Genomic DNA, 19,223 nt, shown 5'->3' on the forward strand with positions numbered 1-19,223 from the left:
GTCCTGCTCACCGTGCGGAAGAAACTAGTCAACAAGAAGCAGCAGCTCTGGAGAACGGACAGATCGCAAAGGTATAACGTCAGAAGAATGGACTACCGTGCGGAGGGGATACAAGTGAATAAATTGTTCAAAACGTGGAAAAAGCGCGTTGTCCTTGTTGCCATGTCTATGATTCTCATTAACGGCACCATCGTTCCCGTGCATGAAGTTCGGGCGATGGAAGATGCTGTTCCTAGCTCTATTCTCAACCCTACACAGGAAGAAAGAGAAAATCTCCCGGAGCCGGCGGGCCCGGAGCTGGAGATTTACGCGGAAAACTTTGATGACCCGGACAATTTTGGCTCTACAGGCGGAATTGCATTGAGAGCTCCCTGGTCGCAGGAAGGGGCAGGTGGAAGCAAGGCCAAGACGTCATCTTCCACAACTGCTCCCTCGCTGCCCAATATGATCAAGATGGACGGGACCGATGCGCTTGCACTGCCTCTAAACTTGACTGGATACGGAAATATACGGCTATGCTACTACACGCGTGCTTCCGCCTATATAAGTGGAAGTGTGATTATCGAATGGTCGAAGGATGGTGGCACATCCTGGACGACGCTGGAGACATTTGAACTTCCCCCGGGCACCCCGGACCTGAAGAATAAGGAAGGCAATACGCTAAAAAGCTGGACGCTGGGTTCGGAAGCGAACAATAACAGCACGGTGAAAATTCGTTTTCGGACAGGAGATGCCATGCAGGCCAACATGTATATCGACAATGTTGCCATTTACGGTCAGGCTATTCCCGGAATAACGCCTGCCCCCTCCCCAGTGCCACCTGGAGAGGAGAACACAGAATTTACTCCACCGCCGGGAGTAACTTTATATGAGGATGTGGAGATTGGCACGGCTGGCGGGCGGGCAATGTATTCATCCATTGCCGTTCCCGAGACAGCGGCAGCTGAACCGATGCCAGTCATGGTCTATATCCATGGAGGTGGATGGAACCACGGGGACCGGAAGCAGGCACTGAACTCCATATGCAACTATGTACTCAAACGTGGTTACATCGGTGTGTCTCTGGACTACCGACTGACGCCTGAGGCACCTTTCCCTGCCCAGATTCAGGATGTGAAGCTTGCTATTCGATACCTGCGAGCTCATGCAGAGCAGTACAATCTGGACCCAAGCCGTATAGGTGTCTGGGGATCATCGGCGGGCGGACATCTGGCTGCATTGCTCGGCACAACAGGGGACATGGTCGCTGGTGACACTGTAGAGCTCGATACAGGGGTGACGGTAGATGTACCTGATCTGGAAGGTTCCGGCGGATGGCCTGAGTATTCCGACAAAGTGCAGGCCGTCGCCGACTGGTACGGACCCGCTGATTTTACGACGACATTTGCCAATAATTATAGCTCGGTCACGGCTCTGCTTGGCGGTCATCGCGCATTGGATGTACCGGAACAGGCCAGACTTGCCATGCCGGGCTCCTATGCTTCACCGGATGATCCACCGTTCTGGATACGGCACGGTGATGCTGACGCCACCATTCCCTATACCGACAGTGTTACTTTCGCGGGACAGCTTCAATCTGCAGGTGTGCCGATTGTGGATATGAAAGTCGTACCCGGTCAGGGACATGGATTTACAGGGGCGGCTTCCGAGACTGCGAATGCAGAGGCATGGGCCTTCCTGGATGAACATGTGAAGAACCGGATCGTTACGGAGCCAATAATTTTCAAAAGCAATCCCGAAAACACTTCGCCTGGAGATGAAGAAGTGGATGAAGAAAAACCGCTGATTGAAAAGGTCATCGCTAGTAAGCTGCCAAGCGACGATGTGGCGATTGACAGCAGCAAGCCTGACCTGAATTTCAATCAGGCTACAGGTTCCAGCAACGGATTACTGAGCATCTCTTCCACTTCAACGACCAAGAAATATGTGTACTTCAAATTTGATATGTCCGGAAATGAGCCGGAAGGAGATCGGTATCGATTGCGGATTGCTGCCAAGAAAGGCACCTCAAATATCGATACCACGTTGTCGCTGTACGGTTTGAATGAAACAGACTGGAGCGAATCTTCGTTAACCTGGTCGAATGCTCCGGTCCAAAGTCTGAACGAAGGTTCGCTGCTCGGCACATTCCAGGTTACGGCAGATCGGAATGGAAGCCCGGCCGTCTATGAAGTGGATGTAACCGATGTTGTGAAGAGTCGTCCAGATGCGGAGCAGGTTGCATTTTTGCTTGCGGATGCGGAATCAACGGGTGTTTCCGTGAACGTATACACCAAGGAAGCGAACGGAACGAGCAATCCGCGTCCACAGTTAGCAGTCATTGCTTTAATCGAAGAAGGCAATGACACGCAGTCACCCGAATGGGAGCAGGGGGCTGAGCTCGAGATTCGCAACTGGGGAACGGAGTTTGCAGAACTGAGATGGCCCGCTGCCAGCGATGATACAGCTGTATCTGCCTACCGGATTTATCGGGATGGAGTTTTGCTGGCTGAACAAGGTAAACAGTCATTTCGTGACAGCGAACTTACAAGTGGAACATCGTACACGTTTCAAGTGAGGGCAATTGATGAGGCGGGCAATATCAGCAGTGCTTTATCAACCGATATGATCACCCTTGCGGTTCCGGTATCATCCCTGCCTGTGGCTTCCGTCACGGCAAGTGGCAGCGATGGCAACCTGGCGACCAATACCCTCGACAATAACAGCTATACACGCTGGTCTGTTGCCGGAGAGGGGCAATGGATTACATTTGATCTGGGGCAGACGCAGACAGTGGGTTATGTTGGGATTGGTTTTTACAAAGGGGACGTCCGACAGACATTTTTTGAGATGGAATCGTCTGTTGACGGTGAGCAGTGGACCCAGGTATTCAACGGCGAAAGCAGTGGGGATACAACCGAAATGCAGGCGTTTGATATCCCAGACACTTCTGTACGTTATGTACGGATCACTGGGCATGGCAATTCCGATGCAAGTATTTATACGAGTCTTACCGATGTGCATCTGTATGCCCCTTTTGCACGGGGAGGAACACCTGTGGCTCTGATCCCATACATCGTGCCCCAACCACCTGAAGGGACGATGCCCTTTATCGTCCCAGGTCTGACGGAAACAGATGGCACACCACATGCTGTCCATGCTCCACATGCCGTGACCGGACGTACAATTGATGTACGCGAATATGGAGCAGATCCTGCCGACAACACGAGTGATGACCGACCAGCAATACAGGCCGCCATTGATGAGGCTAACGAGGGTGATGAAGTGTTCTTACCCAATGGAGTGTACAATTTGTTATCCGGGCCGGATGGAACCACCAACCTGATGCTCAAATCCGGGGTGAATCTGAGAGGGGAGAGCCGTGAAGAAACCGTGCTACAGACATCGCTGGATCAGGTGACGAGCAGTGCCGTTCTGAAGGCATCGGCTCAGCACAGCATTCTCGTATCCAACATGACCCTAACTTCATCCTGGTCCGGCAGCTACACGACTGATCATCAATCCAATAATCCCTCCGCAGGGGGGCCGGATAGTCTGATTCATATTGCCAATTATGGCGAGGTACCATCGTATGACATTACGATTGACGGCGTAATTGTGGAAAAGTTCAAACGAATGGCTATCCGAATTGAGCACAGCCGCGATGTTGTTGTGAAGCATGCAACCTTCCGCAATGCAACAGATCTGGGCCCTGGAGGTTCAGGTTACGGAATTTCGATTCAGGGAACGGCCAAGACCGATCGACTCGGCTTTGACAATGATACGTTATGGAATGTGGTGGAGGACAGTACATTTGAAGGTCCTTATCTCAGACATGGAGCACTGATTCAGTTTGTGGCTCACAATAACGTGTTACGCGGCAATACATTTAATGGAACCAAGCTGGATGCCATCGATCTTCATGGTGAACTTGAGTATTTAAATGAAATCTCCGGCAATGTCATTATGGATGTGCTGACAGGTGCAGGGATTGGGCTTGGCAATACAGGGGGTTCAGCGCCCAGCAACCACAGCAAGTCTGGCAAAGGGAACTACATTCATGACAACACAATCAAGAACAGTCGAATCGGTATTTCGGTGATGATGGGTACCCCCGATACTCTAATTGAGGATAATCTCATCGAGAATACAACCACGATTGCAGATGCGGCTGGAATCAAAGTATTGAATGGACCGGGTACGGTGATTCGAGGCAATGTGATTCGTAACAATACTGCCAGTGGATACTGGGGCGTACGGCTTGAGCGCGACAAAGGCGATGCTGGAGCTGGCAATATTGGCGAAGGGAACCCCGAGAATGTATTGATTGAAAATAACCGAATCGAAGGGAACGCGAATGGAATCGGACTGTTTGCCGGAGTCGGTATTCTGCTAAAGGCTAACATTCTAAACAATGTGAATGAGGACTACTACCAAGCAGAAGGAGTGACCGTTATCGAATTATAAAGGATCAGTATAAGTAGCCTGGCAGGTATCTATATAAGTTGAAGCTCAATTTTACACCTAAACGGAGAGTGCAGAACCAATTTGAAGAAACGTAGCGTTCGCCTTTATCTCCGGATTTTCCCCTTAAACAAAGGGAATGATGAAAATCTGGGGATAAGAGCGATCGGAAAATGGTACTGCAATCGGAGTGATAAGGTGTAACATTTATAGTTCAACTTATGTAGCCTGATGGGCTACTTTTTGTTGTGGTCGTTATTTAAGATTCACTAAAGGTTCGTCCCCTACCATGGTTACATAAGCCTCAGTTGCTTAATAGAAACCAAGAGGGAGGATTCATCATTTGAATATACTATTACGAAAATTTGCAGTAACGGCATTGTCCGTGACGATGGTAACGTCATCTTTTGGCCTGATGGCAGGTCCAAATGCGGCATTTGCCGCAGAGAGCACAGCGACAACCGCGAGTGCAAACGTAACGCAAGCGTATGAACCGTTGTTCCAGACGGACAACGTGATTGATGTGAATGTAACGATTGATGATGCAGACTGGAAGAGTATGCTCGAAAGTCCGCTGGATAAGGATTACAAGAATGTGAGTGTGGAAGTGGACGGCAACAAGCTGGACAACGTCGGTTTCTCCACTAAGGGGAACCTGACCCTGAAAGCCGTGGCCTCGATGGAGGATTCGGATCGATACAGCTTCAGACTGAAGTTTGATAAATATGACAAAACACAAACCCTGCTCGGACTGGACAAAATGGTGCTGAATAACAACTATGCTGATCCATCGTACATGCGTGAAGTTCTTCACTATGAGGCGCTGCGCAGCATTGGCATGGATGTACCGATGACAAACTACGTCAATCTGTATGTTAATGGCGAACGGGTCGGTTTCTACACCGGGGTTGAAGCCGTAGATGACAGTTACTTGGAACGCAACTACGGTGAGGATTACGAGGAAGGTGTCCTCTATGATACGGATGAGAAGAGTTATCTTCAATATGAAGAGGGCAGTGACTACAGTACAATCACCAAAGATTTAGGTACGGATAAAGACAAATCCAAACTCAAAACCTTCATCCAAACGCTGAACGAGATGCCAGAAGGTGAAAAAGGTGATATAGAGAGTGTGCTGGACGTGGATTCGGCACTTCAATATATTGCAGGCAACATGGTTTTTGGCAACTATGACAGTTATAACGGCGACAAAGGACACAACTACATGCTCTATAGTGATGCCGATGGCAAGTTCACCGTTGTTCCTTGGGACTTTAACATGTCCTTCAACGGGTACTCGGGTGGAGGAGGACGAGGTACAGCAACCGGATCGACCACGACCAACACGAATGCAACGAACGTATCTGTGGACGAGCCCGTACTGGGCATTAACATGGAAAATGTACCGATGATTAACAACCTGCTCGCTGTACCGGAGTATAAGGAAAAATATTTGGGCTACGTCAATGAACTGACGGACTATATGGAAGGCATTCAGAATCGTATTACTGACCTTGCCGATATTATTCGTCCTTATGTAGAAGCAGATCCAACGAAATTTTATACGACAGAACAGTTTGAATCCAACATCGCTTATTCTGCAAATGCAGATGCGGCAGGTGGTATGGGCGGTACACCACCAGCAGGATTTGAAGGCTTGACCCCACCTGAAGGCTTGGAAGGTATGACGCCGCCTGAAGGTTTCGAAGGAATGACACCTCCAGATGGAACAACACCTCCAACTCAGCCGGGTGCTGCAACTGGAAACGGTACAACAGATGCAACAACGGCTACAGATAATACGCAGACACGTCCTGGCGGTAACTTTGGCGGTGGAGGCGGAGGTATGGGCTCCATGGCAGCCGGGTCACTAACCACATTTGCACTGAACCGCCTTGCAAATCTGCAAAGGCAACTTGGGCGTGAAGTAACGCCGCTGCCTGAGACTTCGGAAGTGACAGGTTCGAATACTTCATCCGGAACAACCTACAAAACCATTACCGTAACACTCGATGGTAAATCGATCACATTCCCGGATCAGGACCCGCTGCAGCAAAGTGGCCGAGTGATGGTGCCTGTGAACGCCATCCTTGAAGCAATGGGTGCAGAAGTGACTTGGGGCAAAACGGCGAAGACGGTAACAGCCGTTCTGAATGGTCAGACTCTGGTGCTCAAGATCGGAAGCAGCACCGCAACCGTAAATGGAGAGACACTCGAAATTGATGCACCAGCGATCATTCAAAACAGTCGCACACTCGTGCCTGTACGCTTCATCTCTGAAGGACTGGGACTTACCGTGAACTGGGATCAAACCGCTGCACAAGTAAGCCTTACATCCAAATAAGAAATATCTCCTGCAGATCAACGTTGTTGTATGCAGAATAAAAAAGGGATTCGGTGGTCAGATCGAATCCCTTTTTGTTCTGCTTTTCAGGTTAGACGGAGCGAACATCCAGCAAAATCCGGCCTCGTCCATGTCAGACCTCACTTAGTCCATTTAAGATTTACTATCTGTTACAATAGGGAAAAGGAGGGACTGCAATATGGCCCCTAATAAAACAAAACTTTTCCCAAGTGAGAATATCCGAACCGTATGTTACATTCAAAACCTGCCGCCGCGTTCCAACGTGGACATCGGTGATTATACGTATTATAGCGATAACACGAATCCGCCAGAGCATTTCTATGACCGGATACAGCATCATTATGACTTTATTGGTGATCGCCTGGTTATTGGCAAGTTCTGTGCAATTGCGGAAGGTGTGACATTCATTATGAATGGCGCGAATCATCGGATGGAGGGCATGACGACGTATCCGTTCAACATTTTTGGTGGAGGATGGGAGCGTGTGACACCTACACTGGAACAACTTCCATATAAGGGTGACACTGTACTGGGGAACGACGTATGGCTTGGACAAAATGTAACGATCATGCCTGGTATCACGATTGGAGACGGGGCAATCGTTGCATCCAATTCAACCGTTGTTAAGGACATTGAACCCTATACGATTGTTGGTGGTAATCCAGCCAAGACTGTTAAAAAGCGTTTTGACGAAGAAACGATTGCACTGCTGCTGGAATTGAAGTGGTGGGATCAGGATGAGGAATGGCTGGATGCGCATTTGGAATGTCTTGTCTCTACATATGATCTCCAGATCTTGCGCGAACTTTTGAACAGCAAATAGGATGGTTGTGCATAAAAGATAAAAAAAGCTGGTTCCTGACAGAGCTGGCTTCCAAGCAAATCAGGCCCTGGACCGTTTTGAGCGGATCAGGGCCTCTTGTTGTCCAAGATGAAATGTTAATTTAGCGGGTGGGTGGTCGTAGGGTACAATCAGACTTTGCTAGTGGGGGCTTTGAATGAGTATGAGCTTCTGCATGATCCGTGTTTGTCTGTTTGCCTGAATAAAAGTTAATGATATCATCAACGGTAGTAAACACGACATTTAAATCCATATTATCATTGTGTGTTTGAATAAAAACCTCTTTTCAATGGGTTGTTACGTTTGTTACGTGGTTTAATTTAAAGCTTCTTTCATGCTTAAACCTGCTGTGAATACAGGAACTTTACCTGCAGGTAGTTGAATTTCTTTGCCTGTTTTCCGACTTTTTCCCGTTCTTGCCTCACGTTTCTGTACTTCAAATTTCCCGAATCCAACCAGTTGAACTTCTTTGCCTTCTTTGAGAGCTTCGAGAATCGAATCCAATACAACGGTTACAGCTTTTTCAGCATTCTTCTTGGAGAAACCGCCAGCCTTGGCTACTTCTGTGATCAATTGTTCTTTATCCATGGGGAATACCTCGCTTTCATTCTTGTGATGTGGAAACTTTGCTGTGACACATATGTGTAAATAAAAAGCTGCCTTATTAATAAGGCAGCTTTCATATAATTAAAGTTTAGTAACGTTCTCAGCTTGTGGTCCACGGTTACCTTGAGTTACTTCAAATTGAACGCGTTGACCTTCGTCCAAAGATTTGTAACCTTCACCTTGAATTGCACTGAAATGAACGAATACGTCTGTTCCTTCTTCAGTTTCGATAAAGCCGAATCCTTTATCCGCGTTGAACCATTTCACTGTACCTGTTTGCATGTGATTCCTCCAAAAAATAAGTTTTTAGCCGATCATTATGACGAGTATAATTTAAAATTGACACTCACCTGGTGCATTTAAACCACGAACTTGATGTCCGCTAATGTATCGATTAATATGATAATACCATGTCCGCTAATATAAGTCAAGATTTGGAGGTATTTTCTAATGAATCAGTCATCAGGGGTTTCGGTGCAGCGGGAACCGACAGTAGAGGAATTCATACATATGCTTGCTAATGAGGGAGAATTGCATCCCAAAACCGTGAAGGAATATGCAAGTGATCTGAAACACTTTATCGAATGGTACAAGGAAAGCACCATGCTCAGCGAAGAGTTCTCACTGCGAATTGAAGATGTGGATACATCCACTTTAGTCAGTTATCGTGAAGATGCTCACAAAGTTATGTTATTGAAACCAGCCACCATTAACCGGAGGTTGATTACGCTGAAGCGTTTTTTCAAATGGGCTGTCTTGGAATCCAGGCTCAGTCATGACCCTTCCAAACCATTAAAATTCATTCCGGAAGACAAAGTAAGTCCACGTCGAATGACATTTGAAGAAGAGCAGGCATTCCTCGCGGCAGTGGGGTATGGTAATTCCCTTCGTGATCAGACCATCCTGACCCTTATGTTTCACACAGGCTTGCGAACGATGGAGGTATGCAACCTCAAGCCTCATGATATCGAACTTGGTAGACGAAGCGGTCACCTGACAGTGAGAGCCGATAAACGCAACGTGCAACGTAAGATCCCTTTGAATATACAGTGTGTTGTCATGTTGAATGAGTACTTATCTGATCTTGATAACGATCCTGCTTACCTTTTTCCTTCCGAGAAGACAAATGATCGTTTAACGGAGAGAGCACTGCGCCACCTGATTAAAAAAGTAATGATAACAGCAGGGCTGGAAGGACTGAGTTCACACGACCTGCGTCATCGTTTTGGCTACGCCATGGCCGAGCATACGCCTCTGCACCGTTTGGCCGAGATAATGGGACACACCAACCCAGACACAACAATGATTTATTTTAAAACATTAAGTACGAATCATCGTAAAGAACAAGAATAAAGTCTGAATTATAGTCAGAATCAAAACACCTCTTATTAGAAGTACTTCGAAATTTTCCGTGTTTGTATTACTTTAACCTACCTTTAGCATTCATATACGATCCTTCACATTTCACTTAGGCACTGCCCGACAGGGTTGCCTTACCTCTAATAAAGAAAGCGATTACATATTCCTGATAATATTGTATATTATGATGGCAAACTTGGAACTGATCAACATGAGCCCGTAGCATTTGGCATATTTGATGAGCAATAAGATATCCAATGATTCACACTGTCACACATATATTAGTTGCTAGGGCATAAAGCCAGTCATAAAAAGGAGGAATCCAAACGTGTACCGGGTACTGCTGGTGGATGATGAAGAAGATGTGCGTGAAGGACTTGTTGTAGAGGTCGATTGGGAAGCGCTCGATCTGCGGATTGTCGGTTTGGCTGAGAATGGGCGGGAAGCATTGGAGATGGCGGAGCGGGTAGAGCCGGACATTGTGGTGACCGATATCAGCATGCCATTCATGAATGGTTTGGAACTCGCACAAAGATTAAGGAAGCGTAATCCTCTCGTGAAGGTGGTCATTTTGACTGGATATGATGAATTTGATTATGCGAGGCAAGCCATCTCGTTAAGTGTGGACGAATATCTACTGAAGCCGTTCTCGGCAGGACATCTCACAGAACTGCTCACAAGACTGCGCGCCCAGATGGCGGCTGAAGTGGCTGAGCGTGAAGATGTACAACAGCTGCGTGAGCACTATCACACCAGCTTGCCGTTACTGCAGGCAGATCTGATGGCAACCTTGCTCCATCGGCAAAAATCCTCTACATATATTCATAGTAAAGCCAAACAATGCGGATTGGATCTGACAGGAGAACGTTATGGGGTGTCCGTATTGACACTGCATATGGATGGAGATGTACAGAAAGAGAAACCTGAGGGAGTATTCAGCGAGCCCCCACAACGACATAACAAAACAACATCCGAGGTAGCGGATCAGTCTGAGATATTCATTCCCGGAGGTTCCTTGCGTCAATCTGAGGATGCTGAACTGAAACGCTTTGCTGCACTTAACATTGCGGCAGAAGTTTGGGCGGAGCATGGGGCTGGTCATGCCTTTATGCATCAGGAGACGATTGTCCTGCTCTATGTGGATCGTACGGGCGGTACAGATGGAGCGAAGCGGCAGCAGAAGGCATTGGAAAATGTGATGCGTAGCATCAACCACTATTTACGTATCCCGGCTACGGTGGGCTCTGGACAGATTGTGGATACACTCGCGGATGTGAATCATGCCTATGAAGATGCCCTACTGGCGTTGGATTATCGGCTTGTGCCCGGGACGGATTCAATCATATACATTGCGGACGTAGAGCGACAGACGGCGGGCAAGTTGCGGTTCGACGAATTGAAGCAGCAGACGCTGACACGATGCCTGAAGGCAGGTACACAAGCAGAGCTGGAGGAAGCACTGGCGATCATTTTCGGGGAAATTACAGTGGAACACGGGCGAAGTGATATTCAGCTCTATTTAATTGAAGTATTAACAACAGTATGGAAGGCAGCACAGGCATCAGGGGAGGAGATGGAAGACATCTTTGGTGCAGGGTTCCAGTTGTATGCGGATTTGTTCCGACTGCCGGGTCTTACTGAGGCACAGAAGAAGGTACAGGAGGTCTGTCTACTCGTACAACATCGCATTGCCAGCGGACGGCAGCATGTATATAAAGATATTGTCGAGCAGGCGTTGGTCTTCACGAAAGAGCATTATGCCGACCCTGACCTGTCCATTCAGAAGGTGTGCGGGCATTTGCATATCAGCTCCGGTTATTTTTGTGGCATTTTCAAAAAAGAAGTGCAACTTACCTTCCTGCAGTACCTGATGCAGATCCGAATGGAGGCAGCGCGTGAACTGCTTCGCTCGACAGAGCTGAAGTCGTTTGAGATTGCGGAGCAGGTTGGTTTTGCTGAACCCAATTACTTCAGTTTTTGTTTCAAAAAACATATTGGCGTCTCGCCCAAAGAATATCGTAAACAGGCTTCCCAGGCAGTAAGTGAAGGTTCACTCCGATGAACTTCTTGTCGAGGTGGGTGAAGTCCATAGGACTTCAATTACGCTCCAGGATGCGTTCGTCCAGGGTCAGCAGTATCCGGTTTATTATTACGTGGTCTTTCTCCGTCTTCATCGTTCTGGTGCTGACCATCATGGCGATGCTTCTGCATGACAAGTTCACGCAGGCTGCCGAGCGAAGTGCGGAACTGACGACGAGACAGATTGTGGATCAGGTCAGTTATAACCTGGAGGATTACGTTCGCAGTATGTCTCATCTGTACCGTGCCATTGAGGAACATATGCTGCGTGACGGGACATGGGAAGGGGAACTGGTGGACAAACAGCTCGACACACTGCTCAGCAGTCGTGAAGATATCATCTCGATTACGCTGCTCGATTCCACGGGAAAATTGCTCAAGAACCGACCTACAGCCGAATTAAAACCGAGTGCCCATGTGACACAGCAAGGGTGGTTTCAGTCTGCGCTTCGTGTGCCGGATCACCTGAGTTTCTCGTTACCTCATATTCAGAATATGTACACAGGCCCATATAAATGGGTCGTTTCCATGAGCAAAGGCATAACGATACGGCAAAATGGTCAGGATCGGCAGGTTATCCTGCTGGTCGATATCAATTTCAAGCAGATGGACGAACTTAGCCGTCGGGTCAGTCTGGGGCAACGGGGATATGTCTATATCATCGATGAGAGCGCGGGCAATATTGTGTACCATCCGCAGCAGCAATTGATGTATATGGGACTCAAAAGCGAAAATATCGAACAGGCTTTGGTGGCTTCTGGCAGTTATGAAGATGAGGCAGATGGACAGAAAAGGCTGAATACCGTTAAGTCAGTCGCTAACATCGGGTGGAAAATCGTCGGTGTTGCTTATCTGGATGAGATTATGACAACGCGTCAGGAAGTGAACGGATATCTTATTCGTGTATTGGTCGTTGTACTGGTACTGGTCATCCTTGTATCCCTGTTCCTATCCTCCAGTCTGACTCGTCCGATCCGGCGAATGGAACGCAAGATGAAGGCGGTGGAGCGTGGGGATTTCAACGTGGAGCTGCCTATTGAAGGGCCACTGGAGGTGGAACGACTATCCCGTCGTTTCAACCTGATGGTCAATAAAATCCGCACCTTGATGGATGAGATTATCCATGAACAGGAGCAGAAGCGGCGTCTGGAGCTGGAAGCCTTGCAGGCCCAGATCAATCCACATTTTCTATACAATACCCTGAATTCAGTAGTACGCATGGTAGGCATGAGTCGCAATGAGGAAGTGATCACGATGATCACGTCTCTTTCGCGCCTGTTCCGCATTAGTCTTAGTCAAGGTAAAACGATTATCACGATCAGGGAAGAGCTGGAGCATGCGCAGCATTATTTGACGATTCAACAGATGAGGTTCAAGCGCAAATTCAACTTTACCATCAATGCAGATGAGACGCTTCTGGATTGCCTGACATTGAAGCTGGTGCTTCAACCCCTGATTGAGAACGCCATTGTTCATGGCATCGAGTACCACATGGACGAAGGAAGTATTGAGGTCGATGTTTATTGTAAGGACAACAAGCTGGTGTTTCGCATTACAGATAATGGGGTCGGCATGACGGAAGAACAGATGTCGGGATTATTGAGTGGTCGTCCTGTGGTCAAAAGCGGTGCAGGCTCCGGCGTAGCGGTACGAAACGTCCATGACCGAATTCGGCTCTATTATGGGGAGGGTTACGGACTTGAATTTGCAAGTGAGTTGGAAGAAGGCACCACGGTCTGGATTCGGATTCCCATTCAATCGCAGCAGAAGGAGGGCGAGCCTGATGACAGACAAACAAGTGAATAGGAAAGATGCCCATAGAGTTAAAGGATTGAATATCCGTACGTTTTGGAAAAAGGTTGCTGCGGGCTTCCCTGGAATCCGGAAACGTCGGTTAGTAACCCTGACAGCTGCAAGCTGCTGTCTGCTCATATGCAGCGCCTGTGGCTTATCGAGTCCCGATGCTACGGCATCACCGCCACGTATCGCGCTGATTACGCCAGCTGGAACAGGGGAACTTGCGGAAGCCATCCGGCTTGGCGCCGAAGCGGCTGCCAAAGAGAGTGGAGCCGAACTGATGACCGTGGAAGCATACCCTTCCGATGGTGATGTGTACACGCCTGCCATTCTGGATTCTGCTGGAAGTCAGATGCAGGTCAAACAGGCAAATATCAACAGCCAAGTGTTTTCTCGCAGTGCGCGAGAACAGGCTCAAGTGGAGGCCGCCGCATCGGCTCTGAAGCAGGGGGCATCAGCTCTATTGGTTGATCCACTAAGTGAGAAGGCACTTAGTGACATCATTCAGGAGGCACAGAAAACAAATTCCGAGGGAACCATTATTCCTGTCATTGTGCTTAACGATGAATTTCCCGTGAAAGGCATCACCAGTTTCATCTCGATGGATAATGTTGAGGCGGGAAGACAGGCCGGTCAGGCTATGGCGGAGCTTCTGGAAGGGAAAGGGCATGTGGCCTTATTGGGCCCCGATCCTCTCAATTCTGGTCTTATTCAGAGAGAGCAGGGAGTTATGGAAGCCTTGGTACAGTATCCTAATATTCAAGTGGAACCCAAATCGATATGTAATACACGGGACGGATGTTGGCAGACTGCGAAGCAATTGCTGGACCAGCAGGAGGTGGATGGCTTTATCACTCTTCAGGAACCGGCTTCACTGGGAGCAGCTGATGAACTGAATCGACGCAGCTTTGCAGACAAGGTAAGGATTGTTGGATTTGGCAGTGAACAACAGCAACTGGAGCAATTGCAAGAAGGGGTCTTTGATCATCTTATCGTTCAGAATGGATATAGCGCAGGTTATCTGGGATTGAATCAAGCCGTTGCGCGGCTGAACAATCAACAGGTGCAAGCGAGAGTTCTACTTGAGACCAAGCTGGTTAGTACAGACAATATGTTCTGGATGGATAACCAGAAGCTGTTGTTTCCTTTTGTACAATGAACGAATGCTGGAACGAGTGCCGGAACGAATACTGAATGAAGAAATGAAGCTGTTTTTTAACTTGAGGAAGATTTCGATAGAACAGGTGAAGATATTGTATTCGAATTTAATGTAAACCCTTTCATAATAAAGACATCGGTGAAGCCGAATGAACTTGGGGGAGGTCATTAGGATATGAAGAAAACTTGGATGACACTGTTGATTACGGCATGTATGGTTGTGGCGGCGGGGTGTAGCAGCGGCGGAGACAGTGCAGGTGGAAGTACGGGAACAGATACAGGAGGCCAGACAGCAGCTGGGACGGAAACGCCCAAGATTGGAGTTGCCATCTACAAATTTGATGATACATTCATGACGGGTGTACGTAATGCCATGACAGCAGCAGCGGAAGGTGTTGCGACGCTGGATATCGTGGATAGCCAGAATGCACAGCCGACCCAGAACGAGAAAGTCGATCTGTTTGTGTCCAAGAAATACAATGCAATGGCCGTGAATCCGGTCGACCGGACGGCAGCAGGTGTCATCATTGACAAGGCTAAGGCAGCGAATATTCCAGTGGTATTCCTCAACCGTGAGCCAGTGGCAGAAGATATGAACAAGTGGGATAAAGTGTACTACGTAGGAGCAAAAGCGGAGGAGTCCGGTACGATCTCTGGACAGCTGATTGTAGATTACTGGAAAGCACATCCGGAAGCAGACAAAAACGGCGATGGCAAACTGCAATACGTCATGCTGAAAGGGGAACCGGGTCACCAGGATGCAGAGCTTCGGACCAAATATTCGGTTCAGGCGATCCAGGATGCCGGTATCGAAGTGGAAGCACTAGCGGAAGACACGGCGATGTGGGACCGCGTGAAGGGGCAGGAGAAAATGCAAGCGTTCCTGGCATCCCACGGCGACAAGATTGAAGCCGTTCTTGCGAACAATGATGACATGGCCTTGGGTGCCATTGAGGCATTGAAAGCAGCCGGATACTTCAAGGATGGCAAATCGATGCCGGTTGTAGGTGTGGATGCAACAGCTCCAGCCATTCAGGCTCTGCAGGATGGTACGATGCTGGGCACGGTACTCAATGATGCCAAAAATCAGGGTGCAGCCACGGTGGCACTGGCTTCCGTACTTGCCAAAGGTGAGACACCGACGAAGGAAAATACCAAATACGATATTACCGATGGTAAATACGTCTGGATTGCATACAAAAAGATTACCAAAGACAACATTGCCGACGCCCAATAACAACACGAGACAGGGACGTCCGACATTCGGGTAACGTCCCTTTTTTTTGCCGGTCATATGGAAGGGAGGAACCAAGATGGAATCACCTTACCTGCTGGAGATGAATGGAGTTTCCAAAGCATTTCCGGGTGTGCAGGCACTAAGTCAGGTCACATTGAAACTGAAGCCCGGTACGGTTCACGCCTTGATGGGAGAGAATGGAGCGGGCAAATCCACACTAATGAAATGTCTGTTCGGGATGTATCATCCAGATGAAGGGACGATACGCATCGAAGGAAAGGATGTGGATATTCCAAATTCCAAAGCGGCACTTCAGCAAGGCATATCCATGATTCATCAGGAGCTTAATCCGGTCCCACATCGTCCGGTGATGGAGAATATCTGGCTGGGTCGATTTCCAATGAAGGGAATACTGGTGGACGAGAAACGGATGTATACCGATACACTGGCTCTGTTCAAGGACCTGAATCTGGATATTGATCCGAAGGCTCAAGCGGGAACATTGTCTGTCTCCAAGATTCAATCGATGGAAATCGCCAAGGCGGTCTCGTTCAATTCCAAAGTTATTGTCATGGATGAACCCACCTCCTCCCTGACAGGCAAGGAAGTGGAGCAACTCTTCGCCATTATTAATGAATTACGCAATCGGGGTGTGTCCATAATCTACATTTCCCACAAGATGGAGGAGATCCTGACGATCTCGGATGAAGTGACAATCATGCGTGATGGCTTTGTTGTCGGGACTTGGGATGCTGCGGATTTAACGACAGATCTGATTATTACGCGCATGGTGGGTCGTGATCTGGACGAACGTTTCCCGGAACGGACCAACGTACCCGGTGAAGTGATATTGAAGGCCGAGGGTCTGACATCCAACCAGTCCAAATCGTTTTGTGATGTATCCTTTGAGCTGCGAAAAGGTGAAGTACTCGGCATTGGCGGGTTGGTTGGAGCACAGCGGACAGAACTGATGGAGTCCTTGTTTGGACTGCGCGGACTTGCTTCAGGTACGATTTCGATTCATGGGCGCAAGGTGAAGATTAACTCCCCCGCAGCAGCGAAGCGTCATAATATCGCGTTGCTCACGGAAGAACGAAGGGTTACAGGGATATTCCCCGTGTTGTCGGTGTATGAGAATACGATCATTGCCAGTCTGGGGCGCTACCAAAATCGAGTGGGCTTGCTGGACGAGAAAAAGGGACGGGAAGAAGCACGGGAACAGACGCAGAAGTTCAGAACCAAAACGCCTTCAGTTAACACGCTGATTCGAAACCTGTCTGGCGGTAATCAACAGAAAGTTCTGCTGGCCCGCTGGTTGCTGACCGATCCGGAGATTCTGTTGCTGGATGAACCGACACGTGGAATCGATGTAGGGGCCAAGTTCGAGATTTACACCATTATTACGGAACTGGCTCGTCAGGGCAAAAGCATTATTATGATTAGTTCGGAGATGCCTGAACTGCTTGGTATGTCGGATCGCATTATGGTGATGAGCGAAGGGCGTCTAACCGGAATCGTGGACGGAGCCGAGGCAACAGAGCAGGATATTATGAGGCTGGCCGCACAGCAGCGGATGGCTTAGTCAGGAGGGAAACAGATGAACACACAGATGATCAATCAAGTGAAAAATTATGTAACACAACGCGCCATCTTTATCGTATTGATTCTGCTCATCATTGGTATAGCTATTGCCGATCCGAATTTTCTGGCCTTCTCTACACTGCGGGATATCTTACAGCAATCCTCCACACGGGCCATTATTGCACTCGGTGCAGCCTTTATCCTCGTCACGGGTGGGGTCGATCTGTCCGCGGGAAGGGTGGTTGGTCTGACGGCTGTTGTATCGGCATCGATGCTGCAAATTGATGAGTATGCGAACCGCTTCTTCCCCGATCTGCCCCATTTGCCGGTGTTGTTGCCGATTCTGGTTGGAATCACCGCAGGTCTATTCGTGGGTTTGGTCAATGGACTGATTGTCGCCAAATTACATGTGCCCCCTTTTATCGCAACGCTGGGTACAATGGTTGCCGTGTATGGACTGAACTCCATTTATTTTGATACGGAACCCAACCAGTCACAGCCGATTGGAGGATTAAGACCCGATTTTACCGTCATTGGCTCTGGATACATTGATCTGGGCGGGGGTTATTCCATCCCGTATATTGTCCTCATTGCTATTGCGGTGGCATTAATCTGCTGGGTGATCTTTAACAAAACACGTCTCGGCAAAAATATGTACGCGATCGGCGGCAACATTCAGGCAGCGCATGTATCCGGGATTCATGTTGCACGCAACCTGGTTGCCCTGTATGCCATTGCCGGTGCACTGTATGGTCTGGGTGGTGTACTTGAGGCAGCACGCACAGGTGGAGCAACAAACAATTACGGTAACATGTATGAGCTGGATGCGATTGCCGCATGTGTGGTAGGCGGCGTATCGACAGCGGGTGGTATTGGAACGGTACCTGGAGTTATGGCGGGTGTGCTGATCTTCGGGGTCATTAACTACGGTCTGACATTTATCGGTGTAAGTCCGTACTGGCAATTGATTATCAAAGGATTGATCATTGTTGCTGCGGTGGCTTTTGATATCCGTAAGTATATGGCGAAAAAATAAGATGAGCCTCAAGAGGTTACACCAGTCACTCCGATGACAGAACAACCTTCTGATCGCTGTTATCCCCAGATTTTTTGATTCCCTTCTAAAGAAGTGAAAATCCGGGGATAAAGGCGAGGTGCATGCTTCCGAAGTAGCTTTCTTTCAGAAAGCTTTTAGCTCCGCTTCTTCAGGTTATTTCTGTCCTCTACGTTATCGTGTAAACAATTTGTTCATCTTATATGGAAAAGCAACAAAGAAGCCAGCCCTCGGGATATAGAGAGCTGGCTTTAATTGTTTAACCATTGACCATCCAATCGATAACGGGGATAACTGGTCCAATGATGCATAAGAGCAACATAAATCCGGCGAGGTTATAAGATACACTTGTGCCATAATGTGAACGATTTTTTTTGGCAATCAAGAAGGCTGGAATCCAGAAGAGGGCTGCTACTACAAAAGGAATGTGAAGTCCTTGAGTTCCGTTGCTATAAATAGGTATGTTTATTAAGTTAAAAAGATAGTGACTGATCATAAAATTTGCATTGCCCCATTGGAAATTAAAGGCGAGACCCATCAAAAGTACGAGTAGAGAGAGCGTTCCGAGGCCCAGTGGTTTTCGTTGTGTTGTCATGTGATATCCTCCATAACCAAGTATTTATCCTAAATTAATCCATTAATGTATTGTACCACAATAATGATCTATGCGAAGAGGAATTGTTTCACTTTTGTTGATTACAAT

The 19,223-nt window shown here is 48.1% G+C and carries 13 protein-coding genes; 10 read left to right on the plus strand and 3 right to left on the minus strand.

Features of this window, described 5'->3' with window-relative positions; all coding sequences use genetic code 11:
* The first annotated feature begins 12 nt into the window (after positions 1-12).
* The 3 genes from IFU39_RS11965 (at position 13) to IFU39_RS11975 (ending at position 7,631) form a co-directional block, all read left to right on the plus strand.
* Positions 13-4,446 carry an alpha/beta hydrolase fold domain-containing protein gene (locus IFU39_RS11965; RefSeq protein ID WP_261313680.1) on the plus strand — a complete coding sequence of 1,478 codons (4,434 nt, stop codon included), beginning with the start codon at positions 13-15 and terminating at the stop codon, positions 4,444-4,446.
* Positions 4,447-4,786: 340 nt separating this feature from the next.
* Positions 4,787-6,787, plus strand: coding sequence for a CotH kinase family protein (locus IFU39_RS11970; protein ID WP_192132829.1), 2,001 nt, complete (start codon positions 4,787-4,789; stop codon positions 6,785-6,787).
* A gap of 199 nt (positions 6,788-6,986) precedes the next feature.
* Positions 6,987-7,631 carry a Vat family streptogramin A O-acetyltransferase gene (locus IFU39_RS11975; RefSeq protein WP_192132831.1) on the plus strand — a complete coding sequence of 215 codons (645 nt, stop codon included), beginning with the start codon at positions 6,987-6,989 and terminating at the stop codon, positions 7,629-7,631.
* Positions 7,632-7,964: 333 nt separating this feature from the next.
* Here IFU39_RS11975 and IFU39_RS11980 read toward each other — a convergent pair whose 3' ends face one another.
* Together IFU39_RS11980 and IFU39_RS11985 are read right to left on the minus strand one after the other, a co-directional pair.
* Positions 7,965-8,237: an HU family DNA-binding protein gene (locus tag IFU39_RS11980; protein WP_091015726.1), complete on the minus strand. Its 273-nt coding sequence runs from the start codon at positions 8,235-8,237 to the stop codon at positions 7,965-7,967.
* 99 nt (positions 8,238-8,336) lie between these two features.
* Positions 8,337-8,537: a cold-shock protein gene (locus tag IFU39_RS11985; RefSeq protein ID WP_017690333.1), complete on the minus strand. Its 201-nt coding sequence runs from the start codon at positions 8,535-8,537 to the stop codon at positions 8,337-8,339.
* A 168-nt stretch (positions 8,538-8,705) separates the two neighbouring features.
* Between IFU39_RS11985 and IFU39_RS11990 the strand changes: the two genes are divergently transcribed.
* From IFU39_RS11990 to mglC, 7 genes are all read left to right on the plus strand, one after another.
* A complete protein-coding gene (locus tag IFU39_RS11990) occupies positions 8,706-9,608 on the plus strand; it encodes a tyrosine-type recombinase/integrase (protein ID WP_192132833.1) in 903 nt (300 codons plus the stop codon).
* 334 nt (positions 9,609-9,942) lie between these two features.
* Positions 9,943-11,676: a response regulator gene (locus IFU39_RS11995; RefSeq protein ID WP_192132835.1), complete on the plus strand. Its 1,734-nt coding sequence runs from the start codon at positions 9,943-9,945 to the stop codon at positions 11,674-11,676.
* Positions 11,677-11,726: 50 nt separating this feature from the next.
* The gene (locus IFU39_RS12000; RefSeq protein WP_192132837.1) at positions 11,727-13,499 is read left to right on the plus strand and encodes a cache domain-containing sensor histidine kinase; all 1,773 of its coding nucleotides are present in this window, start codon (positions 11,727-11,729) and stop codon (positions 13,497-13,499) included.
* A complete protein-coding gene (locus IFU39_RS12005) occupies positions 13,477-14,649 on the plus strand; it encodes a substrate-binding domain-containing protein (protein WP_192132839.1) in 1,173 nt (390 codons plus the stop codon). Before IFU39_RS12000 ends, IFU39_RS12005 begins: the two co-directional genes overlap by 23 nt.
* Before the next feature lie 174 nt (positions 14,650-14,823).
* Positions 14,824-15,885: a galactose ABC transporter substrate-binding protein gene (locus IFU39_RS12010; protein ID WP_036606548.1), complete on the plus strand. Its 1,062-nt coding sequence runs from the start codon at positions 14,824-14,826 to the stop codon at positions 15,883-15,885.
* Positions 15,886-15,961: 76 nt separating this feature from the next.
* Positions 15,962-17,467 carry a sugar ABC transporter ATP-binding protein gene (locus IFU39_RS12015; protein ID WP_091015716.1) on the plus strand — a complete coding sequence of 502 codons (1,506 nt, stop codon included), beginning with the start codon at positions 15,962-15,964 and terminating at the stop codon, positions 17,465-17,467.
* 15 nt (positions 17,468-17,482) lie between these two features.
* Positions 17,483-18,502, plus strand: a complete 1,020-nt coding sequence (gene mglC / locus IFU39_RS12020; protein ID WP_076214373.1) for a galactose/methyl galactoside ABC transporter permease MglC — start codon at positions 17,483-17,485, stop codon at positions 18,500-18,502.
* A 277-nt stretch (positions 18,503-18,779) separates the two neighbouring features.
* Here the strand turns inward: mglC and IFU39_RS12025 are convergent, their stop codons facing one another.
* On the minus strand, positions 18,780-19,115 hold the full coding sequence (locus tag IFU39_RS12025; RefSeq protein WP_192132841.1) for a hypothetical protein: 336 nt from the start codon (positions 19,113-19,115) through the stop codon (positions 18,780-18,782).
* Between the last annotated feature and the right edge of the window lie 108 nt (positions 19,116-19,223).

Source organism: Paenibacillus sp. CFBP 13594, assembly GCF_014842675.1.
In the GTDB taxonomy this organism is placed as follows: Bacteria; Bacillota; Bacilli; order Paenibacillales; family Paenibacillaceae; genus Paenibacillus; species Paenibacillus amylolyticus_B.

Coding starts and splice junctions, on each gene's coding strand:
- IFU39_RS12005 (WP_192132839.1), top strand. CDS start 13,477: ATGACAGACAAACAAGTGAATAGGAAAGATGCCCATAGAGTTAAAGGA.
- IFU39_RS12000 (WP_192132837.1), top strand. CDS start 11,727: ATGCGTTCGTCCAGGGTCAGCAGTATCCGGTTTATTATTACGTGGTCT.
- IFU39_RS12010 (WP_036606548.1), top strand. CDS start 14,824: ATGAAGAAAACTTGGATGACACTGTTGATTACGGCATGTATGGTTGTG.
- IFU39_RS12015 (WP_091015716.1), top strand. CDS start 15,962: ATGGAATCACCTTACCTGCTGGAGATGAATGGAGTTTCCAAAGCATTT.
- IFU39_RS11980 (WP_091015726.1), bottom strand. CDS start 8,237: ATGGATAAAGAACAATTGATCACAGAAGTAGCCAAGGCTGGCGGTTTC.
- IFU39_RS12025 (WP_192132841.1), bottom strand. CDS start 19,115: ATGACAACACAACGAAAACCACTGGGCCTCGGAACGCTCTCTCTACTC.
- IFU39_RS11975 (WP_192132831.1), top strand. CDS start 6,987: ATGGCCCCTAATAAAACAAAACTTTTCCCAAGTGAGAATATCCGAACC.
- IFU39_RS11985 (WP_017690333.1), bottom strand. CDS start 8,537: ATGCAAACAGGTACAGTGAAATGGTTCAACGCGGATAAAGGATTCGGC.
- mglC (WP_076214373.1), top strand. CDS start 17,483: ATGAACACACAGATGATCAATCAAGTGAAAAATTATGTAACACAACGC.
- IFU39_RS11990 (WP_192132833.1), top strand. CDS start 8,706: ATGAATCAGTCATCAGGGGTTTCGGTGCAGCGGGAACCGACAGTAGAG.